We start from the raw sequence: 26,639 nt of genomic DNA on the forward strand, positions 1-26,639 counted from the left end.
CGGCGTGTTGGCCGCTGGGGCTGTCGAAACGCAGGACATCGACTTCGTTAAGACAGGAAAGCTCTACAAGCTCACAACCACACAGGCGGCGCGAGTCCGCCTGTATTCGACGGCTGCACGTCGCTCCACAGACGCTGCCCGGCCTTCAACCCAAAAGCTCACGGACCCTTCGGATTGTGAGCTGGATGTGGTCACTGACGCCGCCCACCTGTCCTTCGCATTGAAAGAAGCGACCTTCTCGAACCAGGATGACCCTGTCACCGGCAAGGCCTATTTGAGCGTCACGAACCTGGGCGCAAGCGCGGCGGTCGGCGTAACTGTTGTATTCACCGATTTGGAGTCTTGAATGGCAAAGGCCTTCGCATCCAATGTCTCCTTCCTTGCCAGCACGAGTCTCTCTGCAACGAATGTCGCAGTCACTGCAGCCACCAAAACCTTCACTCGGAGTGGCGGATCCTTTCTCACAGACAATTTTGTCCTTGGTCAGAATGTCAACTGGACTGGATTCAGTGCGTCAGGAAACAACGTATCCGGGCCTATTACCTCCCTGTCCTCTTCCCAAATGGTCCTTGGCGGAGCCACAACTCTGGTTGATGAAGCATCTGCGTCCGGTCGAAACTGCTACACCTATGGGGGAATTCGCGATTGGGCAGGGCGGCTTGAGGCCTTGTTGACTGCCAGTGGTTGGATCCAGACAAGTGATGCTGGGCAAACAGCCGCATCGGCGCTCGTGAATGCCACAGCGAGCGGCCAGTTACTTGGGTATCAAATCTGGAGGATGAATGATGCGCTTCAAGCCTCCGCGCCATTATTTATAAAAATAGAGTTCCTCAGCACAGGCTCGATCACGAATCCAGGAATGGCTTTCACGATTGGGACTGGATCCAGTGGTGGAGGCGTCATCACTGGTGTAATGGTTGCTCGAACCGCGCCAGTTAATATGGGCGCAGGAACTGCAGCCTTTTTCATTGGATCCGGTGACACCAATCGGCTGTGCTTTTTCCTCGCGGGGAACACCCTTTCTGCGAGCTTGCTGTTTTCAATTGAGCGCACACCTGATAGCGCGGGTGCCGACACCTCTGATGGCTTTTTATTGCTCATTCATGAGAACTCCAGCTCCAGCGCCGTATATGTGGTGAATCAGCTGATCCGCCCCAGCCTTTTGCATCAGGCTACCTCAACAGCCTTGGGTGCCTTTGCGCCGTCGGGATCCAACTGGGCCCTTGGAGGGAATATCGGTGTTTGCCCGATTCGGTTTTTCGATGGCGCGCCTTCAAATCCTTGCCGAAACCTGCTGCTCTACCTGGACTCCGACCTTGTTCGTAGGGGGACTGCGGACGTAGCTCTCTATGGGACGACACGGAAATACATGGCCATTGGGTCTGACTCAATCAGCAGTGTGGTCGCAAATGGCAGTTCCTCTCTTCTCATCCGGTATGAGTGATGTCACATGGCGATTCAAGCAAATCACCCTTCTGGAACCACCCACAACACGCGGGTGGTCAAAGTCTTCAATGCCAACGTCCCAGCTCCGAATACAGGCGGAGGGGGCGATCCTCTTCCTTCTGTGGGCCAGCTCCATCCACGTCCCATTCGCTAGGTTGATCTGATGCCCTACGCGACTGATCTACTCATAAAAACCAAGCTCCTAACTCGGACGCCTCGGGGGATTCTGCCCCTGAGTGGTGCCGTTGAAATGCAGCTCAACACCGCCTCCCGCGCCTGGAAACCGCTGCCTCCGGGCAACGTCACGCTCAACGGCGTCCCCTACGAGTCGTGGCCGTCGAATATTTCAGGGGATGCGACCCTTTCCTGGTCTCATCGAAATCGCGTCACCCAAGGGCCGGGTACGCTGCTGGTCCCTCAGGATGTGGCCGGGGCCTATGCGCTGGAGGGATCGGTCACCGTCGAAGTGCTCGTTGGCGGGGTAATGAAGCGCTCATGGCCTGGCCTGACAAGCACTTCAAAGATCTATACCGAGGCTCAGCGAAGGATAGATGATGCCGACCCTACCAAGCCTGTGCAGTTCCGCATCAAGCCAGTGAACGGGACCTTCACAGGAACGGTCCGCACTACGCCGGAATTCACAATGGTGTTGAGCCAGGCGTTCGGTGCCCCTGACGTTGACTACCCGCCGATTCACTTGCCCGCTGGCGTTGCGAATCTGAATGGCTTGGCCATGATGGACACCAACACGTTTGTGGTGGTCACGAGCCAGCGCCACGACACCCTGAACCTTATGGGCACCACCCAGCAAAGGCCTCCCTCCAGGCTGATCACTGTTACGTCTGCTGGTATTTCAAACCTCTCCGGCAGTTCTTCTCTGACAGGGTTGGTCAATGGCGATGCGGGGGCATCTCGTTTCCTGAATTCCATGTCATGCGTGGTGGATTCGTCAGGCAACTTCTTCGTAATCGATAACGACTCTGCCCTGCGACGGATCGATTCATCTGGTAATGCCACCACCTGGCTCGATCTGAGCGCCTACGCGGGCGATTTCAGCAGAGGATATGGGCACCTACAGGGTGCGATAGGGAGCCTCACCATTGATGCTTCCGACAATCTCTATGTGTTTACCAACTACACGAGGCAGATCCTCAAGATCACCCCGGCCAAGGCTATATCGATCCTTGCCGGTGGCTGGGCTGTTGGCGAAGGCAACGGCACCCTGGTCGACGGGACCGGGACCAGCGCCAGGTTTTCATTTGGCTGCCAACTGGCTGCAGATGCTGTTGGGAACCTCTTTGTCCAGGAACTGGTTGGTGGTGGTGTCTTCGATGGGACCTTGCGCTACTGCACGGCCGCTGGGGTTGTAACCACCCTCAAGGACCGCTCCGGTGAAGGAATTGGCCAGATGGCCGTCATTGGCTCTGATGTCTATTATTCGGGCTACTTTGATCGGTATTTTGGCGATGGCCATCTAGGCGTGAATAAATGCACCCCCGCTGGTGTCGTCTCCACATTGGTTCGCTGGGTCCCAACCATGGGCGCTCCTGGTGCGGTCCTTGGAATCGCACACTTGTCAAAGGATCCCGGGGGGTTCCTGGCCTTCTGTGGTTATGGCCCTACCCAGGGCAACCCACTGGTCGGAAAGATCTCCTCAGGCGGGGTTATCTCCCAGGTCTGGGCAGGCTCTTGATCGCACTACGGCTTACGCTGTGTCGCGCCAAACCAAGCGCAAATGTCGCGCCAAACCGGCCGCCGCGTTACAGGACGGCGCAGCCGGACCCGTTCGAATCCTCTCGCGCCGACCAAACAACACCCCACACGAAAAGGACCCTTCGCCGGGTCCTTTTCCTTGCCCCCATCGAAGTCGGCGAGAGGCTTCGAGCCTCAGGCCGGGGGCTGCCCGGTTCGGCAGGCGACATTCAGTCGCCTGCACTCACCACCCCTCTGGCCTTCGGCCGAGTGGGATCGCGGAGACAGCGCGGGGCGCTGTCGGGAGCGAGACCGGCGGCTGGCACAGCCACACGTGTTCGAATCCCGTCCGGCCGTGCCAAAGCCAAACCCTGGCGCTGTCAAACGCGCTCGAATCCTGTCCCAGGCCCCAACTCTCCATTCATTCAAATTTTAGTCTCTTTGCCCTGGTGCCGATGCAAAGCAGGACGGGCCGTTGTCCGTAAGTTCAGGATGCCATGGCCTCCCTACACCCATCCCAAGCTCGCCTGGGCGCGGGTTCCGTTCTTCCGGCATTGTTGGCCATCCTGCTTGCCTACGGGGTTCTCCTTTCGCGGCTGCCCCAGGATCAGGTCAGTGCAGCCTTCGGCCTGGGACTGCTCCTGGCCAACGGAGCGGCCCTTATCCTGCTCGCCTTCCGAAGCCGCGAGCCGGGCCCTGAGCAGAGGGGCTGGCGGCTGTTGGCGGCCAGTGCGTTGGTACTCGTGGCCAGCAACCTCGCCTTGGCCTTCACCGGGGCCCTGGCGCACCTGGGCCCCGTGGAGGGAATCCACCTGTTCCTGCAACTCGCTGCGGCCCTTCTGCAGGCCTGGGCACTGCTCTCCTGGCCGTTCCGTTCCTCGACTCAGGCCTTCCGGCGGCCCTTGAATCTGATCGGCAGTCTCCTTTGCTCCCTTGCCATCCTGCTGCTCCTCTGGGGCGCGCTTCTCTACAACCCACCCGACCAGGGCCAGGAGGTGGTGTATCTGCGGATGATGGCCCTGTCCGCCCGGGTGGCCGTCGTCGCCGGCATCACGGTCTACTTCCTGGCTGAAGACCCCCGTCGGGTGCGAGGCCCCCTTGGGTGGTTCATGTTCGGCTCGCTGGCCTGGGGCGCCACCATTGTGCTGGCCCAGCCCACCGCCTATGGCTCGAATGCCACCCTGCAACCGTCGGCCCTGCTTGGGCTCACGCTCATGGCGCCATTCACGCTCATCCTGGTGGCCCAATCACGCCAGCCCGTGGAAGTCGATGGACAGGCCGCCCCGGTTGGCTTCGAGTTCGTCGAATGGCTGATCTACCTCCCTTTCCTGGCGGCAAGCCTCCTGCTGGTGCTCTTCACCTTGGGCCGGAATCCACACCTGCTCCTCTTCACCACAGGCTTTCTGGGCATCTGCGCCCTTTCCCTGGCCCGCCATGGCTTCCTGCTCAGGGAGGCCCGCGTGGCCAGGGAGGAACTTGAGGACCGGGTCCGGGCCCGAACCCATGATTTGGAAACGCTACAGGCCACGTTGCGGCGCACGGAGCGCATGAACGCCATCGCCACCCTGGGCGCGGGCCTGGCCCACGACCTCAACAACGCTCTGAGCGTGGTTCTGTCCTCGGCTGAGCTGTCCCGGGCAAAACTGGTGAAAGGAGAGCCCCCCAATCCCTCGGACATGGATCGCATCATCGTAGCGGCCGACCAATCCGCCGCCCTGACCCGACGCCTCATGACCTTCGCCCGCACCGACCAGAAACCGCCGGGCCTCATCGACCTCCACCATGCCACGGCCGACCTCGAGTCGCTGCTGAGGATGCTGCTGCCAAGGGATGTCACGCTGCAGCTGGTGTTCAGGGATCCGATCACGCCCATCCTGGGATCGAGGGATCGCATCGAGCAGATGCTGGTGAACCTGGTGAGCAACGCACGGGATGCCATGCCCCAGGGCGGCCACATCGAAGTGCAGCTTGATCGCGAGTCCGATTCGCCTCAGTCGCGGATCTTCCTGCGGGTCACGGACGACGGCCCTGGCATGCCGCCCGATCTGCTGGAGAGCATCTTCAAGCCCTTCTTCACCACCAAGCCCCTCGGTCAGGGCACCGGCCTGGGTCTCGCTTCCGTGCGGTACACCATGGAGGAACTGGGCGGCTCTGTGGAGGTCGACTCCAAACTCGGAGTCGGCACCACGTTCACCCTGTGGTTCCCGCCTCCCGCCTGAGGCTGCCCCAGGATCGGCGTCTACAACCCCTTGACCATCGGCACGAAGCGCACCGGCAACACGGCCTTGGTCTCCATGCCCGCCTTGTGCTTGCGCAGCAGATAGAGTTCCTGGTCCCCATTCTGGGGGCCCACGGGGATGATCATCTTTCCGCCCACCTTCAGCTGCTGCACCAGGGCTTCGGGCACCCGCTCGGGCGCACAGGTGACGATGATCGCATCGAAGGGCGCGGCCTCGGGCCAGCCCAGGTAGCCATCCCCAACGCGCACCTTCACGCGCCCATAGCCCAGGCGTTTGAGATCGCCCTCGGCGCGCCAGGCAAGGCCCTCCACATTCTCAATGGTGAACACCTCGGCCGCCAGCTCAGCCAGCACCGCCGCCTGGTAGCCAGAGCCTGTGCCAATTTCCAGTACCCGGTCCGTGGGCTTCAGCTCCAGGGCTGCGCTCATGAAGGCCACGATGTACGGCTGGGACATGGTCTGCCCCTCGCCGATGGGCACGGGGCCATCCTCGTAGGCCCTGAGCCTCTGACTGGAAGGGAGGAATTCGTGGCGCGGCACCCGCCCCAGGGCTTCCAGCACTCGGACATCCTTGATGCCGCGCGCCGCGATCTGCTCGCGCACCATGCGGGCCCGGGCTGCCACTGTGGCTTCGGCTTCCACCGGAGCCGCCTGCGGAACACCATCCGGCTGGGCACTCCCGAGCACCGCCATGAGAACCACTCCCAACCACCCGATCATGGCTATGAACATAGGTCGTTCTCCGCCCCATGCCAGCGCGCCTCCCCCCCAAGAGAGAGAGGAGAGGCGCGCATCAAAAGCAGGAAGGCCATCAGCCCAGGGTCAGTTCCAGGTTGCCGGCCAGGCCACCGGTCCAGCTGCGCAGCTTCCAGGTGGCTAGCAGGGATTTGGCTTGGATCGAGCCTGCGAAGGCGTGGTCAAAGGTGACGCCCAGCACCTGGCCCGAGGGATCCACCTTCAACACCACTCGGGTGCCCGCAGGAAGCGCTGCCAAAGCCGAGGCCAGAGCCGGATCCATGAGCCGCGCCTGAATCTCCTGGCGCAGAGCCTGGGGATTCGTGGTTCCCGTGAGACCGGAGCAGGAAAGCACACGCAGGCCGCGGAATGCCTTCCCCTTGTCCCGCCGTGCCCTGGCATCCTCCGCCACCACTTCCATCACCGCCGGCGCCGATTCCGCCTTTTTCATCATCATCGAGGCTGGGGCACAGGCCACACTGGCGGCCAATCCACCCACCATGCCGCGAGAAACGTTTCCCACGGCGGCATCGGACACGCCCTCGGGCAGCGGCAGGGGTTGTGTCACGGTGCTGGTGTGACCGCTCGCGTTGCGCACCTGGGTATCCACGGCCACGAACGAGGTGTGGGCCGTGAGCAGGTGGTAGGCGAGGCCCAGGCGCGTCACCTCGGCCTTGCGGCCTTCATCCTGGCCGAACTGGTCGTAGTCCGACAGCATCTGAATGCGCTGGCGGGCCCAGAGCTGGCGCAGGGCGCCGTGCTGGCGGTCCCGCACCTGGCCCACCTCGAAGGTCTGGCTCCAGGGCCCCACGCCACTGATGCCCGAGAGGGTGACGGTGCCCCTGGCCTCGCCTGTCCACTTGCCGAGGCAGATGACGGGACGGTCCGCCAGCACATCGGGCAGCTGCATGGGCTCCAGATCCTGGATGTGGAAGCCGTGGGTGGTGAGCTTGAGGTTGGTGAGCACCGGCGATGACACGTACGCGCGGAATTTTTCGGCCTCGGCGGCAGCCTGTTCGGGCCTGGTGATGACGAAGGCCTCGCCCTGTCCGGCGTGGGCCATGCCTTCGATGAGGTGGCGGTTCACGGAGCTGCCGATGCCGAAGGCGAAGAGGTTGGCCGAGCCCAGGTTCTTGCGGATGATGTCGAAGATCTGGCCATCGGCGCTGATGTAGCCATCGGTGGACACCACGAAGGTGCGGGAGATTCCTGGCACGCGGGGCAGGCCCAGGGCCCGCCGCATGGCGCTGCCCAGCTCCGTGCCGCCACCGCCATTCTGGGAGCGCACGAAGGCCAGGGCCTGCTGCGCGTTCTCCGGGGTGGCGTGCTGCGAGGCGGGCGACCACAAGGCCGAACTGCCCTCGAACACCATCACGTTGAAGAGATCCTGGGGACGCAGCCCCTGGATCATCTCCTTCATGAGCACCTTGGACACCTCGATGGGAAAGCCCATCTGGCTGCCGCTGACATCCATGATGAAGACGTATTCCCGGGGCGGCAGATCCTTGGGCGCGACCCGTTTGGGCGGCTGAGCCATGAGCAGGAAGGTGTTCTCCTCCCGTCCCTGATCCAGCAGCAGACCGGACTGTACGGCGCCGCCCGCCAGCTGGTACTTCACGATCACATCGCGGTTGCCGCCCTGGGCCTCGCTGGGATCCAGGCGCAGCGTGGCGTCGGCCTTGCCGTCGAAGGCGATGGAGGTCTTGTGGGTATCACAGCTCATGCGCTGGATGGGCATGCCCGCCGCCAGCTTCACCTCCAGATCGAAGGTGGTGGCGGGCTTCTCGCCTGCATGGGTGTACGGATTGGCCACCCAGGCCTCGCCCGTGCTGGATTCCGTGCCGGCGCGGCCGGTGAGACCCGCGTAGCGCGGCCCCACCACCGTGGGATAGACGAAGGCGTACGTGCCCTCCGTGGGCACCAGCAACTCGGTGTAGGACAGCTCAACCTTGATCTCGTCGCCGGGAAGGATGTTTGCCACGTTCATCTGGAAGACGTTGGGGCGATGTTGCTCTAAAAGAGAGGCGCTGCGCCCCTGGGCTTTCGCCTGCTCGTAGTCGGTCCGGGCCTGGCCCCGCTCCTTGATCTGCGCCTTCAGCACCCGCTCGCCGATGGTCATGGTCATGCCGTAGACCGCCGAGCGCGTGGAGCCCGGAAACACATAGATCGCCTCCAGGGGCTGGCTGCCCGTATTGCGGTAGACCTGGGTGACTTTCACATCGGCGATGACGCCGGAAATGGCCACCTTCGCCGAGGTGGCTTTCAAGGGCAGCTGATCCACGGCGCTGTCCCCACCCTTCACGAAGAAGTAGGGCGAGAGCGTCGCCTCGCCGGTTTCCCCCGTAGACGCGGCCTGCGCGCGGGTTGCCATGGAAGCGGTTTTGGGGCGGATGTGAGCCTGGGCGTCGCCCTGGGTGCTCAGAGCCAGCCCGGCGCAGCAGGCGAACAGGGTGGTGGTGGACCGGCGCAGCGACATGGGTTCCTCCGATGGGCCGCACCTCCATGGCGCGGTTCAGGGGGGAATGCCGCGAGGCGAGGGTCCCTTTCAGGGATTTCTTCGCGGTGCCCGTTGATGGCAACTTCAGCGCACGCCTGGTGGAGAGCTGCATACAATACCCAAAACTCAGCATTCCCTCCGGGAGGTTGCAGATGTCGATGCCATCCAGGGCCATCATCAAGAACGGGTGGGGCCTCGTCCTGGCCATGACCCTTACTGGAATGGGCGGCTCCCTCGAAGCGGGAAACCCCGCGCAACAGCCTGCATCGGTTTCCCCGCGCATCCATGGCGTGAAGCTGTACCTCAATCAGGATGAGCTGCAGGCGAAGTACCCGGATGACGGGAAATTGTTGGAAGAGCTGAAGCAGAGCGGTGTGAATGCCGTGTTCACCACCTTCTATGAAGGCCGGACCGCCTTCTACCCCAGCCGGATCCTGCCCCAGCGGGACGCCACCATCGATCTGGCCAGGTTCAGAGCCGAGGCGAAACGGAACCACATCGCGGTGGGCGCCATCTGCCACATCTTCTACGATGCCGACACCGTGGAGCGCCGCAAGGATCTGATCCCCGTGGATCAGCATGGCGATTCCCGATTCGTGAACTGGCAGAAGTTCGTCTGCCCTTCTGACAAGGCCTACCAGGCCTACAAGCTTTCCATCGTGAAGGAAATCGCCCGAACCCTCCGGCCCGACATTCTCAGTCTCAATTTCATGCGCTTCCCCACCACCTGGGAGATCATTCCCGCGGATGCCAAGCCGGACGATCTCCGGAATTTCTGTTTCTGCGACCGCTGCCTGGCCCAGTTCCAGAAAGCAGCCGGACTTCGGATTCCCAAACAGCTGACCACCACCGCACAGAAGGCCGAGTGGATTCTGAAGGGCCATGCCGAGGCCTGGGAGCGCTGGAAGACCGGCACCATTACCGGGTTTGTGGCAACCGCCAGCCGCGCCGTGCGGGCCATCGATCCCAGCATCAAGGTCTCCGTTCACGTGGTGCCTTGGACCGAAGCCACCTTCGAGCGCGGCCTCACGCGCATCGCCGGGCAGGATGTGAAAGCGCTGGGGGCGCACGTGGACTACCTGTCACCCATGCTGTACCACAAGCTCATCGGCCACCCGCCGGAGTACATCCACACCCTCACCGCCGAGCTGCAGCGGAATTCCGGCCGGGGCATCATGCCCAGCCTCCAGTTCGCCCAGGTGGAAACGGAGGGACAGGTCTCCCCAGCCGAATTCAAGGAGGCGCTTGGTCATGCCCTCCAGGAGCCCTCCACCGGCGTGCTGCTCTACCACTGGGCGGAGCTGAGGCCCGATGCCACCTTCCCTGCGATCCAGCGGGAGAAACGAGCCATCTTCCAGGCCGCCGCGCCGAAATAGCCAGGTTCATTTCAGCGGCTGGCGCCCTTTTCGGTGGGGTGGATGCGGGCCCGGAAACCATCCACCGGCCCCGTCTCGGGCAGCTTCTTGGGATCGGCCGCGGGGTGGTTCAGCCGGTAGAGATCCAGGGCCTCTCCGGCCTCCAGCCGAACCTCGCCGTGCCAGAGAATCGCGTTGCTGGAAGCCTCTGCCGGGGCCTTTGGCAGGAGGGTGATCACAGCCGCCTCGCCGGTGCCGCGCTTGAGCAACACCAGGTGGGCTTCCCGTGGCGCCCACACCTCCACAACCGTGCTCCCATCGGGCTGGGGCCTGAGGCTCCAGCGGAGGGGGGCCGAGTCGCGGGAAATGGCATCGGCCATCCGGTGATCGGCTTTGGCCTTGGCCATCGGAGCAGGCGCCGGGGCCACGGCCCCGCGGGCAAGACCAGCGACACCGCCCACAGCGCGCGCCGGGGGAAGGTCCGCGAGCCGGGTGACCGGGGCCTGGTTCGCCGACTGAGGCGCCTCCTCCTTGGCGGCGGCCACCACTTCCATGACGGCCGCGGCGGCGGGTTTCGGGGCCTCGGCCTTCTTGGCCTCCCGGGCCCCGGGTTGTTCCTTGCGGCGCGCCGAATCTTCACGGTGATCCGTGGCCGAAACGGGCGCGGCCATCGCCGGTGCGGCCATCAACGGTGCCTCCGGCGGCGGCGGGGCGGCCTTGGCCAAGTCTTGCTTCTGGCCCTTATCCTGCGGCTTGCCCCGGTCCTCCTCCGCGCGTTTCCGCGCCAAGGGGAGAGGCGCCTGATCTGAAGCCACCTGGCCCGGCGTTTCCGCTGCTTTCAGGGCCGGAGCCTTCCTGTCCTCCAGCGGAGGTGGCACCTTTTCGGGGCTGCGCAGGTAGGCCAGGCCCGCCGTGGCGGCCACCAGCAGGCTGGCGGCGGCGCCCAATACGCCCGTGCGCCGCCAGAAAGGCACCACCTTTGGCGCTGCGAATTCAGTGGATGCCGGGCTCAGCGCCGCAAGCAGCTGGGCCCGGGCCGCGGGGTCCGCCAGCAGGTCCCGCAGGACCTCCTCGTCGGCCAGGGCATCGAAGACTTCCTGGTGCTCGAGGGCCGCCGAGAAAAGGCCCTGGCGCTCGGTCTCGGTGAGGGTTCCGGCGGCATAGCCGCCCAGCAGCTTTTCGGCATCGGCAGGCTTCATGTCTCCCCCCTTCCGCCGGTTCCGGCCCAGGTCCCACCCAGCGTTTCCAACAGCTGTTTTCGGCAGCGGTGATCCCAGGTGTACACGGTGTTGAGGCTGGCAGCGCCCAACAGGCTCTGGATCTCGGGAAAGGTCCTGCCCTGCAGCTTCAGGCGGAACAACTCGCGGCAGCGTTCCCCCATGGCGGCGATGCCGCCCATGAGCTTCGCCAGCAGTTCCTTGCGTTCCAGCACGGTGGCAGGATCCGGCGCATCCGAGGCGGGCGGGCAGACATCCACATCCACCGCATCGTACTCGCCCCGGCGGGCGGCCTTGCGGCGGTGGGCCGCCAGTTTGAAGCGCAGGATCTGGAAGGCCAACGGCAGCAGGTCCTCCAGGCGGTCGAGGTGGCCGTACTTTTCGTGGATGAGCACCAGCACCTCCTGCGCCAGGTCTTCCGCATGGGCGCCTGCACCACGGGATGCCGCGAAGGCCACGATCCTTTCACGGATGCGGGAGAGGATGGCCGTCCGGGCGGGCGCAGCCGGTCCCAGCCCCTCGGGGCGGGCGGCGGCGGTGGCGGGGGCGTCAGGGGTCATGTAAACGCTGGGAGAAATCCATCCTCTCATCGAATGGGGGAACCACCCACCGGGTAGACTGGTGCCATGTCCGAACGCCTCATCCTGCTCACCAACGACGATGGCCTCTGGGCCCCCGGCCTGGCCGCCCTGGCCCGAGCCGCCGCCCCCTTCGGCCGCGTGGTCACCGTGGCCCCCGACCGCAACCGCTCGGCGATCTCTTCGGCCCTGAGCCTGCACAACATCCTGCGCCTGAACGAGGTGGGCCCCGACCGCTTCGCCTGCGACGGCACCCCCGTGGACTGCGTGCTGCTCGGCGTCTGCGAGGTGCTGAAGCGCAAACCCGACTGGGTGCTCTCCGGCGTGAACCACGGCTTCAACCTGGGGGAGGATGTCTTCTATTCCGGCACCGTGGGCGCGGCCTTCGAGGGCCGCCTGCAGGGCGCCAAGGCCGCGGCCTTCTCCATGCACCCCGGCGGTTCGCTGGAGCAGGCAGAGCCCTGGATCACCCGCTTCCTGAGCCGCTGGGAGACCATGGAGCTGCCGCCCAACCGCATCTGGAACGTGAACCTGCCCAAGGGCGAACCCAAGGGCTTCCACCTCACGGGCCAGGACAGCCGCGCCTACCACGACCTGGTGGAGCGCCGGGTGGATCCCCGCAACACGCCCTACTTCTGGATCGGCGGCGATGCGGGCCCCACCTACGCCAAGGCCCCGGGCAGCGACGCCGAGGCGGTGTTCCACGGCTTCGCCAGCGTCACCCCGCTGCGCCTGGATCTGGGCTGTCCGGAGACGCTGGCCCGGCAGACGGACTTCGATTCGGCCTTCAACGGGTAGCGGCGACCCGGCGGACCCCTTGGGAGTCCCGGCTGGACGTCCGGCCCCGGACATGCGATCCTCGCATCCCCCCAAACCGTTCCAGCCCGGCAGGTTGCCATGACTCTGACCACCCAGTTCAGCCCCTTCGTCCGCGATGTGCCGGACTTCCCGAAAGAGGGCATCCTCTTCCGGGACATCACGCCCCTGCTGGCCAACGCCGAGGCCTTCGGCGAGGCCGTGGCCGCCATGGCCCAGCCGGTGCTCACCCTCCAGCCCACCCACGTGCTCGGCCTGGAATCCCGGGGTTTCATCTTCGGCAGCGCCCTGGCCCAGAAGCTGGGCGTGGGCTTCGTGCCCGCCCGCAAGCCCGGCAAGCTGCCCATGGCCACCTACTCGGAGGCTTATGGCCTGGAGTACGGCACGGACGCGCTGGAGATCCACACGGATGCCTTCAAGCCCGGCGACCGGGTGCTCATCGTGGATGACGTCATGGCCACCGGCGGCACCGCCGCCGCTGCCCAGCGCCTCGTGCAGCGCACCGGCGCCCAGCCCGTGGCCCTCACGGTGTTCATCGAACTGACCTCCCTGCCCGGCCGCGAAAAGGTCGAGGGCCTGCCCGTCTTCAGCGTCCTGCGCTACTGAACGGCATTCAGCGGGCCACGGATTTCCTCATCTGTGTGAATCCGTGCTCATCCGCGGCCAACCCTTTTCAGTGACCAACACCGCCATGAAGAGCCATGGAAGCCACGGATTCACACAGATGAACACAGATTCATGGCTCTGACATCCAGCCCATCTCGGTGAGGCTGGCGCGGATGCCGTCCTCCGGGTTGGCGTATGTGGGCGACCAGCCCAGCTCCTCCCGGCGTCGGCTGGTGACGAGGCGGGATTCCCGCAGGAAGGCCAGCAGGCCGGGGCTCAGCTGCGTCTGGGCCTCAGCCCAGGAAACCTGCCGTGGCGGTGGCAACCCGGCCAGGGCGGCCACACGACGGCTGAAGGCGGCCATGCTTTCCGGGGCTCCATCCGTGAGGTTGAAGGCGCCCGCCGCGGGCCGCTCCAGGGCCGCCACGCAGGCCTCGACCAGGTCGTCCACGTGGATGCGGTTGCCGGGGCCGGAATCGGCCTCGCGCAGCACGGGTTCGCCCCGCTGCAGGCGCTCCAGGGGCAGTCGATGGGGGCCGTAGATGGCGGGCACCCGCAACACCACGGCACGCGCCCCCCGGGCCTCGCACCAACAAGCCACCTGCTGTTCGGCGTCCAGGCGCTGGCGGGAGCGGTCCTCGCGCGGCACCGTCGGGCTCGCCTCGTCCACGGCCGCGCCGCCGGTATCACCGTAGACGCCCGTGGTGCTGATGTACACAAAGGCCCTGGGAGCGGCCTCTGCCGTGGCTTCGAGAAACGCGACCAGGCGCAGGTCTTCGGCCCCGGGCCCGCCGGGTGGAACCAGGTACACCACGGCCCGCAGATCGGAGGGAAGGCTCAGCGAAACCGCCGCGGCCTCCCGCGCCACATCCATCGCCACGGCAGGAATGCCCTGGCCCAGCAGCGTCTCTGCGGCGGCGTGCCGGCGCACCAGGGCCAACAGGGGGCCCTCTCCCATCAAACGCCGGGCCAGCCGCGTGCCCACGTAGCCGCAGCCCACGATGAGGAGGGTGCCCTGGTTTGCCGCGCGCGTCTGCATGGGCCCAGCATACGCGCAGCCGTGAGAGGCTGGAGCCGGGCCCTGGCCCCCACCTTGCCCTTGATCGGAGCGCCCTTGTCCCCCCTGTTCAAACTGGTGCTGCTGGCCTGGCTGGTGCTCGGGCCCCTGGGGATCTGGCTGCGACGACGGCGGCGCCGGTCTTCGCTTTGAAGGGCTTGGACGGCCCCGCAAAACCACGGTGCTTGCAGCAGCGGAGGGGACGGGCCTGATCCTGGACGGCACGAGTTGCCGAGCCCAAATACGCGTGGTAGCTTGGCTCCGAACTGACCGCAGCAGATCCATGAGGTGGCCGGGTATGAAAGCGTTTCTTTGGGGAGCAGCCCTCTCGCTTGTGTTCGTCTGTGCCCTGGGCTGTTCGTCCGGCGGCGCCTCCTCCAAGACGGATCCGGCGCCGCCGGTCCAGGACACCTCGATCACGGTGACCACCAGCCTGCAGCGGGGCGTGGCGCCCCTGTCGGTGTTCTTCGATGTGACCGGCTCACCGCGGTTCGCCGACGGCTCCTACGTGAACGCCACCTGCCTCTGGGACTTCGGCGAGGCCCCCGCCGACGCCGACGTGAAATACCCCACCGGCAACGGCTTCGTGGCGGCCCACGTCTTCCGCAAACCGGGCACCTATACCGTGAAGCTCCGAGTCTTCGATGCGGCCACGGGGTCGACGCCCATCTCCAAGGAGGTGGTCATCCAGATCGATCCCTTCGTCCCCGACCCCGCCATCCCGCAGTCCGGCACCTACTGCATCTCCACCTCGGGAGATGACGCCAACCCCGGCACCCAGGACCGCCCCTTCAAGACCGTGGCCAAGGCCATGACCCGCCTGAACAAGGCCCCCCTGAAGAACCACGTGCAGCTGCTGTTCAAGGCAGGGGAGACCTTTCCCGTGACGTCCACCGTGCTGTTCGACGAGGTCTCCGGCTACGTGCTGATCGGACGCTATGGCGACCCCACGGCACCGAACCCCGTGTGGCAGTCGTCGATGCCCGAGGACTTCGTGCTGCGCGTCAACCAGGGGACCGGCTGGCGGATCACCAACCTGCACGTGCGCGGCACCAGCCGCGACTGGAAGAAGGTGGGCAACAACGAAATCGTGTCCGCAGGGATTTTCCTCAACGGGGATGGCAACCTGTGGGACCGGGTCGAAACAGAGAACGTGGGCCAAGGGGCCCTCGGGGTGGGTGGGCACGACAACACCCAGTCGGAGTGCTGGGTCCACAACTTCAACGGAGGGGGCTGGTCCTCCGGTTCCGACGGGGCCGCCTACATCGGGAACACCGAGGAGGACAACGGCGGGATGAACCCCCAGCACGGGCTGCGGATCCAGTCGGGCTCCCGGATCTATCTGGCTGACAACCGGTTCCACGACAATGGACACAACTTCGACAACGTGACCGTGCGCGGCGACACGGACCGGGTGGTGCTGTGGCGCAACTCCATCCACGGGCTGCTGTCGATCATTCCCCAGAACCGGAACGGATCGCCCAAGGAGTTCCAGCATGGGGTCCTGGTGGATTCGAACCAGTTCCTGGCGCAGGACCACGCGAACACGGCCCTGGCTCTGGAGCTCATGGGCCAGGACATCACCGTCCGCAACAACCGGTTTCTCGACTACAACCGGGCGGTGCTGGTGGCCGGTGGCGCACTCTCCGGCCCGGCGGCGCGGATCAACCTCCTCCACAACACCATCATGGGGGGATCGACGCCGGCCACCTCGCGGGAGTATCTGGATGTGGCCTACTTCGACGCAAGCTGCTCAGGCATCCGCGTACTGAACAACCTCTTCGTGGACAACACTGTCGAGGGGATCGCCCCCTGGTGGGAAGCCTGGAAGGGCTACAAGTACCACACGTTCTGCCAGGGCAGCGGGAAAGCCCTGGCCGAATCGGACCACAACCGGATCTTCGGCCGAGCGCTGGACAAGAACACGGGCCTCGATTTCCTCTTTCCCCAGTCCAGCCGCACAGGGGATCCCGCGACCGGCACGCTGGAGGGCTGGCGATTGGACACGGGCTTCGACCAGCACACGGTCGTCGCCGACCCCCAGCTGCTCTCCCTCGATCCCGCCAACGCTGATTTCGGAAAGCCGGGAGACCGGAACCTCCGGTCGGGCCAGGCGGTGCCGGTGTTCGTCGACGCCCGGGGCAACCCCCGGGATGCCAAGACGCCCACGGTGGGCGCGCTGGAACTGCCCTGACCCCCCGCGTTGGCCGCGACGACTAGCCTTTCCCCGCCTTGGGCAGAATCAGGCTGAAGCGGCTGCCCCGCTCCAGGGCTTCATAGCGGGCATCGCCGCCGTGATCCTGGGCGATGCGGCGCACGATGGCGAGACCCAGGCCGGTGCCTTTGCGCTTGGTGGAGAAGTAGGGCTCGAAGAGGCGTTCGCGGTCCGCTTCCGGCACCCCAGCCCCATCATCGGCCACGTCGAAGCGCAGGTCGGCGCCTTCGGCCCCCAGGGAAAGGGCCACGGTGCCCTTGCCCTCCAGGGCCGCCACGGCGTTGTCCACCAGGTTGATGAGGCCGCGCTTCACCATGTCGCCGTCCCACAGGGCCGATACAGGACCTTCAGGCAGACGCAGCTCCCAGCGGATGTCGGGATGGTTGGGGCCGTAGAGGGCCGCCACCTGGCGCAGCAGGTCCGCGGGATCACACGGTGAGAACTGGGGTACGGGCAGGCGGGCGAAGCGGCTGAAGCTGTCCACCAGCCGCGACAGGCTGGCCACTTCGGCCAGGATGGTCTCGGCCCCTTCCTGCACGGATTCGCCATCCAGGCGCCCCTCCCGGTGCTTGCGCAGCAGGCGCTGGGCCGTGAGCTGGATGGGCGTGAGGGGGTTCTTCACTTCGTGGGCCATGCGCCGCGCCACCTCCTGCCAGGCGGCGCGCTTTTCCGCCTGGGCCAGCAGGGACAGATCCTCCAGCACCGCCAGCACGCCACCGCCCTGCAGGGGTTCCAGGATGGCCCGCACGGGCCGCCCTTCGCCCTCGCCGCCGAGCCGGAATTCCTCCTGCACGCCCCGCTTGGAATCCCGTACGGCCCTCAGCAGTTCCGGCAGGCGGCCCAAGCGCGGCGAGGAGGCCACGGCGGCCCAGGTGGATTCCGCGGGGTCGAAGGACTCCAGGCCCAGCCAGGCCTGGGCCGCCGCGTTGAAGGTGCGCAGTTCGCCATCGGCCCGCCAGCTCATGACACCCACGGGCAGGGCCGCCAGCAGCTGATCCAGGTAGGCCCGCTGCTGTTCCAGGCGGCTGGCCTGAGCCTCGATGGCGGCGCGGTTGGTCTTCAGATCGCGGGTCATGGCGTTGAAGGTGCGGGCCAGGAAGGCCAGTTCGTCTTCGCCCAGTTCGGGCAGCTGCACGTCCAGATCGCCGCTGCCCACGCGCTGCGCGGCCTTGGCCAGGGCGCGGATGGGCTCGCTGAGGGATTTGGCCAGGGCCAGGCCCGACCAAACAGCGAAAAACAGCGTAAGCATGGTGAGGAACAGGAAGGTGTTCTGGGGCAGGGTCTCCAGGGTCTGCTTGTTGGCGCGGATCTGCTGGCTCTCCCGGTAGCGCTGCTCCAGCGCCAGCACCCGGTCCAGGGTTTCCCGCGGCATGAAGATGCCCACCACCCAGCCGCCGTCGCCCCGGGCCACGGTGCGGAGCATCCACAGGCCCTCTTTGGATTCCTGGAGGCTGTCGCCGCTGAGTACCGCCAGGTCTGGCGGCGGCAGGCCCGGCGCCAGGTCCAGGGACCGCACGGCACCCTCACCGCGCGGGCCGAGAGCGGCCACCAAGTCCAGGCCTGAGGCGGCGCGGATGACCGGGGGCTCCGCCGAGGCGGAGGCCAGCAGGCGGCCCTCGCCGAACTCCAGCCGCCCCCGTGCCGCGGCGCGGAGATCCTCCGCCATCTTCTGCCCGTCGCGGATGGTGATCTCGGTCTGGGGGCTGAACCAGCGCTCCACATTCTTGCTGATGAAATCGCGGCCCACCATGTAGAGGATCAGACTCGGCACGATGCCCACGATGAAAAGCGTCAGCACCATGCGGGTGCGCAGCCGCGAGCCCAGGATGCCACTCTTGCGCTCGAAGTAGAGCTTGGCCGCGCTGCGGGCCACGATGAACAGCAGGGTGCCGATGGCCAGGGCGTTGAGCACCCCCACGGCCACCAGGCTCCAGCGGGTGGGCGCATCCAGGCCGCCCTCGGCCACGCGGTTGCCCAGGGCCTTGTAGCCCAGGATGATCACCAGGATGGTCGCCACCAGGCCCGCGGCCACATAGAGGCGCGTGAGCTCGGGATGGCGTTTGGGCGCGGGGTTCATGATGAGCAGGCTATCCTGAGAAAGCCACATAAGTACATGCGTTGTAAGCTGAGTCTGTATTCCGACATCAGCCTTTATCTCTGCCTCAATCCTTGCATTCGTGGAAAATGAGACAATACCTGTCTGGTTCGGCACTCTACAATTCGACTAGGTAGCTTGCCTCCGCGGCAGCCGAAGCTATGGCCTTGCACTACCGGCTAAATATTCAAAATTTAGCCCTGTAGCACTACCCCAAAGGAACTCTCATGGGAAAACGAGTAACAAAGGTGTCTAGTTACAACGAGCATGAAAATAGACTTCTAGAAATCACAGAACCCGAGGCTCCATTTTCAATTAGCTCCACCACAATCAATAATAGCAAGATTCCAATTTTAACAAGAGAGCTGTGGACATCGAGACAACGGCAGGCACACAGTCTGCATGAGATCAGCTATAGAGCTTGTTTTAAACCACAGCTACCTCGATTCTTTATTTCAAGACTCACAGAAGAAACCCAAATTGTGTACGACCCTTTTGCTGGAAGAGGAACAACGGCTCTTGAAAGTGCATTTATGGGACGTCAAGTAATTTCAAATGATATAAACCCGCTATCGAAAATAATAATTGAACCAAGATTAAACCCACCCAATATCACAACAGTTTCAGATCGATTCAGATTAATCCCCAAAAAGCCAAGACAAAAAATACAGAATCATCTCTCAATGTTTTTCAATGACTCCACCTTTGATGAAATTGTTGCGCTAAGAGAATACTTTTTCGAACGTCAGATAGATAACAAACTTGACTCATGTGATGCATGGATTCGCATGGTGGCCACCAATCGACTAACTGGCCACAGCAGTGGTTTTTTTAGTGTCTACACGTTACCGCCCAACCAAGCGGCGTCTATTGATAGTCAAGTTAAAATCAACATAAAATACAATCAAGCGCCTGAATATAGAGACACTCAAGCAATAATAATCAAAAAAACGAGAACACTCTTATCGGACATCCGTGATGAAGAGCGGGCTATACTCCACAAGGCCGGCTCAACCGCAATGTTCCTCAACTGTGATGCAAGGTCTACTCCGGACATCCCAGATGAGAGCGTAGCTTTGACTGTCACCTCACCACCATTTCTCGACATTGTTCAGTATGCAGAGGATAATTGGCTTAGATGTTGGTTCAATGGCCTGGATGTTAAAGAAATCGAAAAAGGTATTTCTACTCCATCCAATGTAGAGGCCTGGAAGTCCATAATGCAAGATGTTTTTATAGAACTATATAGAATCACAGCACTTGGTGGACATGTTGCCTTCGAGGTTGGTGAAATAAGAAGAGGCAAGATTAAGATGGAGGATCTCGTCATTCCTCTCGCAATGAACGCAGGTTTTTCTCCTGTCGGAGTACTATTAAATGAACAGGTATTTACAAAAACCTCTCATATATGGGGGGTCCAAAATAATTCGGGTGGCACAAATACTAACCGCATTATTTTATTAAAAAAAATCAAGTAAAATGTTTCCCAAATATTTTATTAAATCGAGATTGAAATCCTCCCTTTTTAGGGTCTGATTTGTATTTTAGTATTCTTTCTATGTCATGGTTGCTAAGCTCTATTTCTCTCGTATTTTTCTTAACTCGAACTTGAAGCTCTCTAATAAAACGCTGAAATCCTCCATTCAAATTCACAGTCTTATTGAGATACAAAAATTCCTCTTTGCTTAGTTTAATTTTGGATCCGCGAAATTCATAGCCTGTATATAACGATGGGTTATTCGTCAAGGCCTTTTTCAACATGCTTATAGACTCACCAAGTGAACACAAATTAAATTCAAATTTTACGGGGCCAATGCCCAGACGTTGCTTTCCTCCAGAAAAAACAGCTGCGACAGAAAGCAATATAATGCTGCCACTAATTGCTATCTCAATAGGGCTATTTTGATTAATTGAGGTTATTTCAGGATCTGAATTTAAACTATCCTCTAACAAACACCGTTTTATATCATCGTAATTTAGGCGACTAAATAGCCCATCGACAGGCACCTCATATTCAGGCGATTCAATAGGAGAACGTCTGGATACCCCTTCTAATGCTCGATATGTTGTTACATATAATTGAAGAAATTGTGACAGTTGAAGTGGAGATATACTCTCGCTTGTCGCAAATTTCAGGTAAACCTGATTCGACATAGAAATCTCCTTTTCTTGGAATCTGCCTCAGTTTACTGCCTTCCAGGTGGGCTGTGACACAGCCTTTACCTCACGGGCCACAGCCCCGGCTTCTTCTCCGTCTACACCCTGCCCCCCAATCAGGCCCTCAGCGCCGAGAAGCAGCGGCAGATCAACGCCCAGCGCGGCCAGACGCCCACCTACCGCGACACCCACCTGCTGATCCTGAAGAAGACGAAGCAGCTGCTCAAGGGCCTGGAGCCCAGCCAGCGCAGGCACCTGCGCTTCGCCGCCCAGGATGCGCGCTTCCTCACGGGCGATGCCCGGGAGACGGGCACCCTCATGGACGGCTGCATGAGCCTGACGGTCACCTCGCCGCCCTTCCTCGACGTGGTGGACTACGCGGGCGACAACTGGCTGCGCTGCTGGTTCACGGGCCTCGACGCCGAGGCCATCGGCCGCGGCATCAGCACGCCCCGCACCGTGGAAGCCTGGTCCGAGACCATGGCCGCCGTGTTCGCCGAGCTGCACCGCCTCACCCGGAGGGGCGGCTTCGTGGCCTTTGAGGTGGGCGAGGTGCGCCGCGGCAAGCTGCGTCTCGACGAGGTGGTGCTGCCCCTGGGCCTGCGCGCGGGCTTCAAGGCCCACGGCGTTCTCGTGAACAGCCAGACCTTCACCAAGACCGCCCACATCTGGGGCGTGGGCAACAACGACAAGGGCACCAACAGCAACCGGGTGGTGCTGTTTCAGCGATAACCTCCGGGGGTTCCGCGCTGCGCGCACACCCCCGGACCCCCGCGCACTGGCGCGGCTTCGCCGTGCCAGTGCTTTGTCTCAAACTCCGGGGGTTCCGTCCTGCGCGCACACCCCCGGGCCCCCGCGCACTGGCGCGGCTTCGCCGTGCCAGTGCTTTGTCTCAAACTCCGGGGGTTCCGCGCTGCGCGCACACCCCGGGGCCCCCGCGCACTGGCGCGGCTTCGCCGTGCCAGTGCTTGGTCTCAAACTCCGGGGGTTCCACGCTGCGCGCACACCCCCGGTGAACGCTAGAACCGGTAGCCGACGCCCACGCCGTAGAGGAACGGATCCACTTTCACAGTGCTCACCTTGGCGCCGGTGGCGGTGGCCTTCACGTCGGTCTTCAGCTGCACGTACTTCACGTCGAGGTTGATGTAGCAGTTGGAGGCCACCTTGAAATCCACGCCCGCCTGGGCGGCCAGGCCGAGGCTGCTCTTGTCCAGATCCAGCGCGCCGTTGGCCAGCTTCACATCGGAGATGAGCGTGAAGTTGAGGCCCGCGCCCACGTAGGGGTTCACGGTCTCGCCCGGGAGGAAGTGCCACTGGGCCGTGAGGGTGGGCGGCAGGTGCTTGAAGGTGCCGATCTTCGTGCCGGCCACGGTCACGTCGTGCTCCTGGGGCACCGTGAGGATCAGCTCCGCGGCGAAGTTCGGATTGAAGAAGTAGCTGAAATCCACTTCGGGGATGGTCTTGTTGCTCACGTGGATGGCATCGGCGGGAATGCCAGGGGCCGCCTCCGACTTGTTGGCGGGCTGGATCTGCACGGCCCGCAGGCGGACCATCCAGGGGCCTTCTTCGGCGCGGAGGCCGGAGCCCGCGAGGGCGGCGGCCAGCAGGGTGAGGGTGGCAAAGGTCTTCATGGCACACATCCAGAAAAGGCCCCCGGAACAGCCCGGGAGCGGGTGGGAGGGCGGAGCTTCCCCGACCGGGTGAAAACCGGTGGGCCGGGAGGATGGAGAAGGCAGAGGTCGGCCCACCGCGGCGAGGCGGGAATGGGCGGGACCATGAACGTATTGAGAGGGAGACCGGCGAGGCCGGTCAGGACACGAGGGGTTGGCTGCGGAGGGTCTTGTGGCCCTCGGCGGCCCGGTCAAGGTGGGCCATCTGGTGCTCCGGCGAGTCTTCGACCAGGGTGTCGAAGGTGACGGTGGCCAGATGGCGTTGCAGCAGATCCGTGGCCTGCCCCCAGGCGCGCTGCACGCGGCAGCCCTGGCTGAACACGCAGGGCTTGCCGCCTTCCAGGCAGGCATTCAGCACCACGCCCCCTTCCACTGCGTCGAGGATGTCGAGCAGCGAAATGGCCGAGGCCGGCCGGGCGAGGTTGATTCCGCCGCCGGTGCCGCGGGCGGTCTGGAGGATGCCCGCCTTCACCAGGTCGGCCACGATGCGGCGCGTGTAGGGCGCAGGCAGCAGCCGGATCTTGGAGATCTCGGGAATGGTCACCCGGGTCCCCGCGGGCAGGCAGGCCAGGTGCAACACCAGACGCGCTGCGTAATCCGACTGCCGGGAAATGCCGATCATGGTGCCTCGGAAGGGGGTCTGCGCTCCAAGATGACCCTTTGGGTAACCTTGGTCAATACCCATAGGTCATGAATTTAATGGACCCATTGGGGATATAAGCCCCCCCTCAACGTTCAGGCCAGGGCGCCCTTGGGCTCCGCACAGCGATGCGCGCCGCGCACGCGGCCGATGGCCTGCACGCGCAGATGGGCGGGCTGGTGGGCCTCGCTGCGCTGGGCCAGGGCGTCGAAGCGCACCGAGGCCAGGTAGCTGTCCAGCACGTGGGTGGCCTCCACCCAGATGGACTGCACCGGGCAGGCCGCCGCCAGGGGGCACACCCGCCGGTCGCTCACGCAGTGGTTCAGGGCCACGCCGCCCTCCATGGCGTGCACCACCTCGCCCAGGGAGATGTCCGCCGCGGGCCGGGCCAGGCGCACGCCGCCGCCGGAGCCCCGCGAGGTGGCGAGGATGCCCGCCTTCACCAGGTCGCCCACGATGCGCCGCACGAACTCCAGGGGCAGCATGCGGTGCTTGGCGATGTCGGCGATGGGCACCTTGGCGTCAGGCGCCAGACAGGCCAGATGCAGGACCACCCGGGCCGCGTAGTCGGTCTGTCGCGAGATGCCGAGCATGGGTCACCGCCTTGGAAGGCAAATATGAGCGGCGCGGTCCCATTGGTCAAGATGACCGGGTCACCTATGCCTCGGGGGGATTGCCTGGCCCTCAGCCCTGGAAATGGAAGAGGGAGGCGTCCTCCCCGTCCGAGTAGTAGCCGCCCCGGTGGCCGCAGGGCTTCCAGCCGCAGGAGCGGTAGAGGCGGATGGCCGAGGCGTTGGACACCCGCACTTCCAGAAACAGGTGGTCGATGCCCGCATCCACCAGCTCCTGCTGGCAGACCTCCAGCAGTTGGCGCCCCAGGCCCTGGCCCCGGTGGGCCGGGTCCACGGCGATGCGCAGCAGATCGGCCTCGCCGGCCACCTGCACGCAGGACCAGCGGGCAAAGGCCAGCTCGGGGATGACCCACAAGCGCTCGTGAAGCGCAGGCGTCTTCCAGGCATCGCCGAAGGCCGTGCGGTCCAGCCGGGCCACCCACTCCGGGAAGGGATCCCCCACCTCCAGCCGCCAGACGCCGCTGTCCCCGCAGGCCCTCATCGCGGCAGGCCCTTCCGGAGCGCCTCGGGCAGGTGCGCGGCGGCCTGGGGGAAGTTCACCTCGGCATCGGTCTCCCGGAGGTAGAAGGGCACCAGGGGCGCTTCCGGCGGCCCCTGGGAAACTCGCCGCGCCAGGGCCACCAGGCCCGCCAGGGTGGCCTCTCCTTCGTCGGCCAGGGTGATGCGCCCCCCGGACAGCGACTCGGACAGCAGGGCCTCCACCTTGGGCGCAAAGGCCTCGGGGGCCCACCAGGCTTCGGTCCCCAGGCGCGCAGGCAGGTCGGCCAGGGGATGCTTGGCCGCGGGCTCCGTAGGGCCGTCCTCCCAGCGCTGGTGGAAGGCCTCGCCGCGCTGGCCATCCAGCAGGATCCAGAAGGGCCCCTGCGCGCCCGCCTGGCCCCTGGCTTGACGCAGCGCCTCGGCCCGCAGCGCGAAGGCGGAGAAGCCCCAGGTGGGCAGGCCTGTGAGGCCGAAGCCCTCGGTCGTGGCCACGCCGATGCGCAGGCTGGTAAAGCCGCCGGGGCCCAGGCAGGCGGCCACGCCGGAAAGGTCCGCCGACCCGGCGCCAGCCTCGGCCATGAGCTCGTTCAGCGTGGGCAGCAGCCGCTCGCTGTGGCCCCGCCCCACGCCCGCGGGCACCCGCCGCGCGAAGACACGCTCACCTTCGCGCCCATGTTGGAGCAGCGCCAGATGGAGGATTTCCGTCGTGGTGTCGAGGGCCAGCAGCATGGGGTCAGTGTAGCGGGGGCCTGGAGCTAGTCCCGGCCCTGCAGGTAGGCGCCCAGATCGCGGTCCCGGCCCTGGATGTGGTTCATCAGCCAGGTTTCGAGGAAGCCCAGCATCACGTCCACGCCCACGATGTTGCCCGTGCGGTAGTCCGCGATGAAATCGCTCACCTGCAGGATCAGCTCCGCGTGGGCGGCGAAGTGATCCGAGGCCGCCGGATAGTTGTGGCGGATCATCAGGGTCTCTTCCGTGGCGAAGTGGGTCACCGTGTAGTCGCGGAGGAAGTTGAGGATCTTGGCGATCTCCTCCTTGTCCTGGCCCTGGTGGGCCGCCTCGTACAGCTGGTTCATGGCCCCCACGAGGGCCTGGTGGTCGCTGTCGATCCTGCTGTGGCCCACTTCAAACGCGGGCTGCCATTCCAAGTGGGCCATGGGGTCTCCTGCCGGATCGTACACCCGCGGCGCCCACCCGATGCGAGGCCGCGGGAAAGTGTGAGAAAGGCCATCCAGGGAAGGCGCCAACGGAAAAGGCGGCCCCGGGGGCCGCCTTTTCGACGCTGGGCTGAAGCCTAGCAGGCCTTGAGAACCTTGCCGGCCTGGATGCAGGAGGTGCAGACGCGCAGGCGCTTGGGGGCGCCGCCCACCAGGGCGCGCACGCGCTGGATGTTCGGGTTCCAGCGGCGCTTGGTCACGTTGTTGGAATGGGAGACGTTGTTCCCGAACTGGGGCTTCTTACCGCAAATTTCGCACTGACGGGACATGGGAACCTCACGAGCCAAAGGTGAAAACAGCCAAGAGAACCAGTGTAGCCACCCGAGGCCGGAACGCAAGCACAAAGCCCTTGTGCAACGCCGCTTCTCCTGGCCAGCATAGCCTCCTTCCCCATGGAACCGCCGTGCACCGACCCGCCGTGGACTTTCGCCTCTGGGCCCTCGCCTTCACCGTGCTGGACTGGCCCGAGCGCCAGAAGGCCCAGGCCTGGGAAGCCCTGCAGGCGGGTGCGCACCCCCCCCTGACCGAGGCTCAGGCCGCGGCCCTGGCCCAGCTGGAGGCCGACCTGCCCCGCCGCCAGCAGGAGGCCCGTGATCGCGGCGCCCGCCTGCTGCTGCCCGGTGATGAAGATGTGGATGCGCTGCTGGCGCCCCTGCCCTACCCCGTGGCCCTGTGGGTGCGGGGGACGCTGCCGCCCCCCGATGCCAGCCGCGGCCCGCGCCTCGCCATGGTGGGCAGCCGCCAGGCCAGCGCGCGAGGCAAGGCCCGGGCCCGGGCGTGGGCCAAGGCGCTCACGGAAGCGGGCGTGGCCGTGCTGTCGGGCCTGGCCCGGGGCATCGACGGCGCCGCCCACGCCGGGGCCCTTGAGGCAGGCCCGACCTGGGGCATCATGGGCTCGGGCCTGGATCACCCCTACCCGCCCGAACACGGCGCCCTCATGGACCGCATGGTGGCCGCCGGGGGTGGCGTGATCACACCCTTCCCGCCCGAGGCCCCGCCCCGCAAATGGCACTTCCCCCGCCGCAACTGGCTGCTGGCGGCCTGGACCGAGGGCGTGCTGGTGGTGGAGGCCCAGCTGAAATCCGGTTCCCTGGTCACCGCCCGCCTGGCCCTGGACCTGGGCAAGGAGCTTTGGGTGTGCCCGGGGGCGCCGGAGGATCCTTCGGCCGAGGGGCCGAACATTTTATTAAGAGAGGGCGCTGCAAGGGTTTGCCTATCCCCATCCCAGCTCCTGGAGGATCTGGATCCCTTGACAAACCTCCGCCCCTAGGTTCCATCCTTAGGCCCTTAGGAGA

The 26,639-nt window shown here is 64.4% G+C and carries 25 protein-coding genes; 11 read left to right on the forward strand and 14 right to left on the reverse strand.

Features of this window, described 5'->3' with window-relative positions; translation table 11 throughout:
- Positions 1-4 precede the first annotated feature (4 nt).
- The 4 genes from Q9293_RS13680 (at position 5) to Q9293_RS13695 (ending at position 5,357) form a co-directional block, all read left to right on the forward strand.
- The gene (locus Q9293_RS13680; RefSeq protein ID WP_306247427.1) at positions 5-346 is read left to right on the forward strand and encodes a hypothetical protein; all 342 of its coding nucleotides are present in this window, start codon (positions 5-7) and stop codon (positions 344-346) included.
- Positions 347-1,444, forward strand: coding sequence for a hypothetical protein (locus tag Q9293_RS13685; RefSeq protein ID WP_306247429.1), 1,098 nt, complete (start codon positions 347-349; stop codon positions 1,442-1,444).
- Positions 1,445-1,696: 252 nt separating this feature from the next.
- Positions 1,697-3,139, forward strand: a complete 1,443-nt coding sequence (locus Q9293_RS13690) for a hypothetical protein (RefSeq protein ID WP_306247431.1) — start codon at positions 1,697-1,699, stop codon at positions 3,137-3,139.
- A gap of 496 nt (positions 3,140-3,635) precedes the next feature.
- Positions 3,636-5,357 (forward strand): sensor histidine kinase, encoded by a 1,722-nt coding sequence (locus Q9293_RS13695; protein ID WP_306247432.1) that lies wholly within the window; start codon positions 3,636-3,638, stop codon positions 5,355-5,357.
- Between the two features lie 20 nt (positions 5,358-5,377).
- Here Q9293_RS13695 and Q9293_RS13700 read toward each other — a convergent pair whose 3' ends face one another.
- Together Q9293_RS13700 and Q9293_RS13705 are read right to left on the reverse strand one after the other, a co-directional pair.
- A complete protein-coding gene (locus tag Q9293_RS13700; RefSeq protein WP_306247434.1) occupies positions 5,378-6,070 on the reverse strand; it encodes a protein-L-isoaspartate(D-aspartate) O-methyltransferase in 693 nt (230 codons plus the stop codon).
- 118 nt (positions 6,071-6,188) lie between these two features.
- Complete coding sequence (locus tag Q9293_RS13705; protein WP_306247436.1) at positions 6,189-8,588, reverse strand: VIT and VWA domain-containing protein; 2,400 nt, start codon at positions 8,586-8,588, stop codon at positions 6,189-6,191.
- Positions 8,589-8,761: 173 nt separating this feature from the next.
- Here Q9293_RS13705 and Q9293_RS13710 point away from each other — a divergent pair, with 173 nt between their 5' ends.
- The gene (locus tag Q9293_RS13710; protein WP_306247439.1) at positions 8,762-9,985 is read left to right on the forward strand and encodes a putative glycoside hydrolase; all 1,224 of its coding nucleotides are present in this window, start codon (positions 8,762-8,764) and stop codon (positions 9,983-9,985) included.
- A gap of 11 nt (positions 9,986-9,996) precedes the next feature.
- Here Q9293_RS13710 and Q9293_RS13715 read toward each other — a convergent pair whose 3' ends face one another.
- Both Q9293_RS13715 and Q9293_RS13720 read right to left on the reverse strand, forming a co-directional pair.
- Positions 9,997-11,163 (reverse strand): hypothetical protein, encoded by a 1,167-nt coding sequence (locus Q9293_RS13715; RefSeq protein ID WP_306247442.1) that lies wholly within the window; start codon positions 11,161-11,163, stop codon positions 9,997-9,999.
- Positions 11,160-11,741 carry an RNA polymerase sigma factor gene (locus Q9293_RS13720; protein WP_306247444.1) on the reverse strand — a complete coding sequence of 194 codons (582 nt, stop codon included), beginning with the start codon at positions 11,739-11,741 and terminating at the stop codon, positions 11,160-11,162. The genes Q9293_RS13715 and Q9293_RS13720 overlap by 4 nt, the downstream gene beginning before the upstream one ends.
- A gap of 66 nt (positions 11,742-11,807) precedes the next feature.
- On the opposite strand from Q9293_RS13720, the gene surE reads away from it, so the two are divergent.
- Together surE and Q9293_RS13730 are read left to right on the forward strand one after the other, a co-directional pair.
- On the forward strand, positions 11,808-12,557 hold the full coding sequence (surE, locus tag Q9293_RS13725) for a 5'/3'-nucleotidase SurE (protein ID WP_306247446.1): 750 nt from the start codon (positions 11,808-11,810) through the stop codon (positions 12,555-12,557).
- Positions 12,558-12,656: 99 nt separating this feature from the next.
- On the forward strand, positions 12,657-13,181 hold the full coding sequence (locus Q9293_RS13730; RefSeq protein ID WP_306247449.1) for an adenine phosphoribosyltransferase: 525 nt from the start codon (positions 12,657-12,659) through the stop codon (positions 13,179-13,181).
- Positions 13,182-13,311: 130 nt separating this feature from the next.
- Here the strand turns inward: Q9293_RS13730 and Q9293_RS13735 are convergent, their stop codons facing one another.
- The gene (locus tag Q9293_RS13735) at positions 13,312-14,220 is read right to left on the reverse strand and encodes an NAD-dependent epimerase/dehydratase family protein (protein ID WP_306247451.1); all 909 of its coding nucleotides are present in this window, start codon (positions 14,218-14,220) and stop codon (positions 13,312-13,314) included.
- A gap of 316 nt (positions 14,221-14,536) precedes the next feature.
- Here Q9293_RS13735 and Q9293_RS13740 point away from each other — a divergent pair, with 316 nt between their 5' ends.
- Entirely contained in the window at positions 14,537-16,432 is a 1,896-nt protein-coding gene (locus Q9293_RS13740) for a PKD domain-containing protein (RefSeq protein ID WP_306247453.1), read from the forward strand.
- A gap of 22 nt (positions 16,433-16,454) precedes the next feature.
- Here the strand turns inward: Q9293_RS13740 and Q9293_RS13745 are convergent, their stop codons facing one another.
- On the reverse strand, positions 16,455-18,530 hold the full coding sequence (locus Q9293_RS13745; protein WP_306247455.1) for an ATP-binding protein: 2,076 nt from the start codon (positions 18,528-18,530) through the stop codon (positions 16,455-16,457).
- Between the two features lie 245 nt (positions 18,531-18,775).
- On the opposite strand from Q9293_RS13745, the gene Q9293_RS13750 reads away from it, so the two are divergent.
- Positions 18,776-20,026 (forward strand): DNA methyltransferase, encoded by a 1,251-nt coding sequence (locus Q9293_RS13750; protein WP_306247457.1) that lies wholly within the window; start codon positions 18,776-18,778, stop codon positions 20,024-20,026.
- Here Q9293_RS13750 and Q9293_RS13755 read toward each other — a convergent pair.
- Entirely contained in the window at positions 20,019-20,702 is a 684-nt protein-coding gene (locus tag Q9293_RS13755) for a hypothetical protein (RefSeq protein WP_306247459.1), read from the reverse strand. The genes Q9293_RS13750 and Q9293_RS13755 overlap by 8 nt on opposite strands.
- Before the next feature lie 333 nt (positions 20,703-21,035).
- Between Q9293_RS13755 and Q9293_RS13760 the strand changes: the two genes are divergently transcribed.
- On the forward strand, positions 21,036-21,437 hold the full coding sequence (locus Q9293_RS13760) for a hypothetical protein (RefSeq protein WP_306247461.1): 402 nt from the start codon (positions 21,036-21,038) through the stop codon (positions 21,435-21,437).
- Positions 21,438-21,724: 287 nt separating this feature from the next.
- Here Q9293_RS13760 and Q9293_RS13765 read toward each other — a convergent pair whose 3' ends face one another.
- The 7 genes from Q9293_RS13765 to rpmB all read right to left on the reverse strand — a co-directional run bounded on the left by Q9293_RS13765 (position 21,725) and on the right by rpmB (position 25,613).
- A complete protein-coding gene (locus tag Q9293_RS13765; protein WP_306247463.1) occupies positions 21,725-22,336 on the reverse strand; it encodes an OmpW family protein in 612 nt (203 codons plus the stop codon).
- Between the two features lie 178 nt (positions 22,337-22,514).
- Complete coding sequence (locus tag Q9293_RS13770) at positions 22,515-22,997, reverse strand: Rrf2 family transcriptional regulator (RefSeq protein ID WP_306247465.1); 483 nt, start codon at positions 22,995-22,997, stop codon at positions 22,515-22,517.
- A gap of 113 nt (positions 22,998-23,110) precedes the next feature.
- Positions 23,111-23,608, reverse strand: coding sequence for an Rrf2 family transcriptional regulator (locus tag Q9293_RS13775; RefSeq protein ID WP_306247467.1), 498 nt, complete (start codon positions 23,606-23,608; stop codon positions 23,111-23,113).
- A gap of 91 nt (positions 23,609-23,699) precedes the next feature.
- Positions 23,700-24,128 carry an N-acetyltransferase gene (locus Q9293_RS13780; RefSeq protein ID WP_306247469.1) on the reverse strand — a complete coding sequence of 143 codons (429 nt, stop codon included), beginning with the start codon at positions 24,126-24,128 and terminating at the stop codon, positions 23,700-23,702.
- Positions 24,125-24,856 (reverse strand): tRNA (adenosine(37)-N6)-threonylcarbamoyltransferase complex dimerization subunit type 1 TsaB, encoded by a 732-nt coding sequence (gene tsaB, locus Q9293_RS13785; protein WP_306247471.1) that lies wholly within the window; start codon positions 24,854-24,856, stop codon positions 24,125-24,127. The genes Q9293_RS13780 and tsaB overlap by 4 nt, the downstream gene beginning before the upstream one ends.
- A 26-nt stretch (positions 24,857-24,882) precedes the next feature.
- Positions 24,883-25,284, reverse strand: a complete 402-nt coding sequence (locus Q9293_RS13790; protein ID WP_306247473.1) for a bacteriohemerythrin — start codon at positions 25,282-25,284, stop codon at positions 24,883-24,885.
- Between the two features lie 137 nt (positions 25,285-25,421).
- Positions 25,422-25,613 carry a 50S ribosomal protein L28 gene (gene rpmB, locus Q9293_RS13795; RefSeq protein WP_286353895.1) on the reverse strand — a complete coding sequence of 64 codons (192 nt, stop codon included), beginning with the start codon at positions 25,611-25,613 and terminating at the stop codon, positions 25,422-25,424.
- A gap of 134 nt (positions 25,614-25,747) precedes the next feature.
- Here rpmB and Q9293_RS13800 point away from each other — a divergent pair, with 134 nt between their 5' ends.
- Complete coding sequence (locus Q9293_RS13800; RefSeq protein WP_306247478.1) at positions 25,748-26,614, forward strand: DNA-processing protein DprA; 867 nt, start codon at positions 25,748-25,750, stop codon at positions 26,612-26,614.
- Positions 26,615-26,639 lie beyond the last annotated feature (25 nt).

This window comes from Geothrix sp. PMB-07 (assembly GCF_030758935.1).
Lineage (GTDB): Bacteria > Acidobacteriota > Holophagae > Holophagales > Holophagaceae > Geothrix.

What these genes read in the sequence shown, in the direction of transcription:
- Q9293_RS13740 (WP_306247453.1), top strand. Translation starts at nt 14,537, where the DNA reads ATGAAAGCGTTTCTTTGGGGAGCAGCCCTCTCGCTTGTGTTCGTCTGT.
- Q9293_RS13775 (WP_306247467.1), bottom strand. Translation starts at nt 23,608, where the DNA reads ATGCTCGGCATCTCGCGACAGACCGACTACGCGGCCCGGGTGGTCCTG.
- Q9293_RS13695 (WP_306247432.1), top strand. Translation starts at nt 3,636, where the DNA reads ATGGCCTCCCTACACCCATCCCAAGCTCGCCTGGGCGCGGGTTCCGTT.
- surE (WP_306247446.1), top strand. Translation starts at nt 11,808, where the DNA reads ATGTCCGAACGCCTCATCCTGCTCACCAACGACGATGGCCTCTGGGCC.
- Q9293_RS13730 (WP_306247449.1), top strand. Translation starts at nt 12,657, where the DNA reads ATGACTCTGACCACCCAGTTCAGCCCCTTCGTCCGCGATGTGCCGGAC.
- Q9293_RS13720 (WP_306247444.1), bottom strand. Translation starts at nt 11,741, where the DNA reads ATGACCCCTGACGCCCCCGCCACCGCCGCCGCCCGCCCCGAGGGGCTG.
- Q9293_RS13690 (WP_306247431.1), top strand. Translation starts at nt 1,697, where the DNA reads ATGCAGCTCAACACCGCCTCCCGCGCCTGGAAACCGCTGCCTCCGGGC.
- Q9293_RS13765 (WP_306247463.1), bottom strand. Translation starts at nt 22,336, where the DNA reads ATGAAGACCTTTGCCACCCTCACCCTGCTGGCCGCCGCCCTCGCGGGC.
- Q9293_RS13735 (WP_306247451.1), bottom strand. Translation starts at nt 14,220, where the DNA reads ATGCAGACGCGCGCGGCAAACCAGGGCACCCTCCTCATCGTGGGCTGC.
- Q9293_RS13790 (WP_306247473.1), bottom strand. Translation starts at nt 25,284, where the DNA reads ATGGCCCACTTGGAATGGCAGCCCGCGTTTGAAGTGGGCCACAGCAGG.
- Q9293_RS13780 (WP_306247469.1), bottom strand. Translation starts at nt 24,128, where the DNA reads ATGAGGGCCTGCGGGGACAGCGGCGTCTGGCGGCTGGAGGTGGGGGAT.
- Q9293_RS13710 (WP_306247439.1), top strand. Translation starts at nt 8,762, where the DNA reads ATGTCGATGCCATCCAGGGCCATCATCAAGAACGGGTGGGGCCTCGTC.
- Q9293_RS13750 (WP_306247457.1), top strand. Translation starts at nt 18,776, where the DNA reads ATGGGAAAACGAGTAACAAAGGTGTCTAGTTACAACGAGCATGAAAAT.
- Q9293_RS13760 (WP_306247461.1), top strand. Translation starts at nt 21,036, where the DNA reads ATGAGCCTGACGGTCACCTCGCCGCCCTTCCTCGACGTGGTGGACTAC.
- tsaB (WP_306247471.1), bottom strand. Translation starts at nt 24,856, where the DNA reads ATGCTGCTGGCCCTCGACACCACGACGGAAATCCTCCATCTGGCGCTG.
- Q9293_RS13705 (WP_306247436.1), bottom strand. Translation starts at nt 8,588, where the DNA reads ATGTCGCTGCGCCGGTCCACCACCACCCTGTTCGCCTGCTGCGCCGGG.
- rpmB (WP_286353895.1), bottom strand. Translation starts at nt 25,613, where the DNA reads ATGTCCCGTCAGTGCGAAATTTGCGGTAAGAAGCCCCAGTTCGGGAAC.
- Q9293_RS13770 (WP_306247465.1), bottom strand. Translation starts at nt 22,997, where the DNA reads ATGATCGGCATTTCCCGGCAGTCGGATTACGCAGCGCGTCTGGTGTTG.
- Q9293_RS13685 (WP_306247429.1), top strand. Translation starts at nt 347, where the DNA reads ATGGCAAAGGCCTTCGCATCCAATGTCTCCTTCCTTGCCAGCACGAGT.
- Q9293_RS13755 (WP_306247459.1), bottom strand. Translation starts at nt 20,702, where the DNA reads ATGTCGAATCAGGTTTACCTGAAATTTGCGACAAGCGAGAGTATATCT.
- Q9293_RS13745 (WP_306247455.1), bottom strand. Translation starts at nt 18,530, where the DNA reads ATGAACCCCGCGCCCAAACGCCATCCCGAGCTCACGCGCCTCTATGTG.
- Q9293_RS13700 (WP_306247434.1), bottom strand. Translation starts at nt 6,070, where the DNA reads ATGGCGGTGCTCGGGAGTGCCCAGCCGGATGGTGTTCCGCAGGCGGCT.
- Q9293_RS13715 (WP_306247442.1), bottom strand. Translation starts at nt 11,163, where the DNA reads ATGAAGCCTGCCGATGCCGAAAAGCTGCTGGGCGGCTATGCCGCCGGA.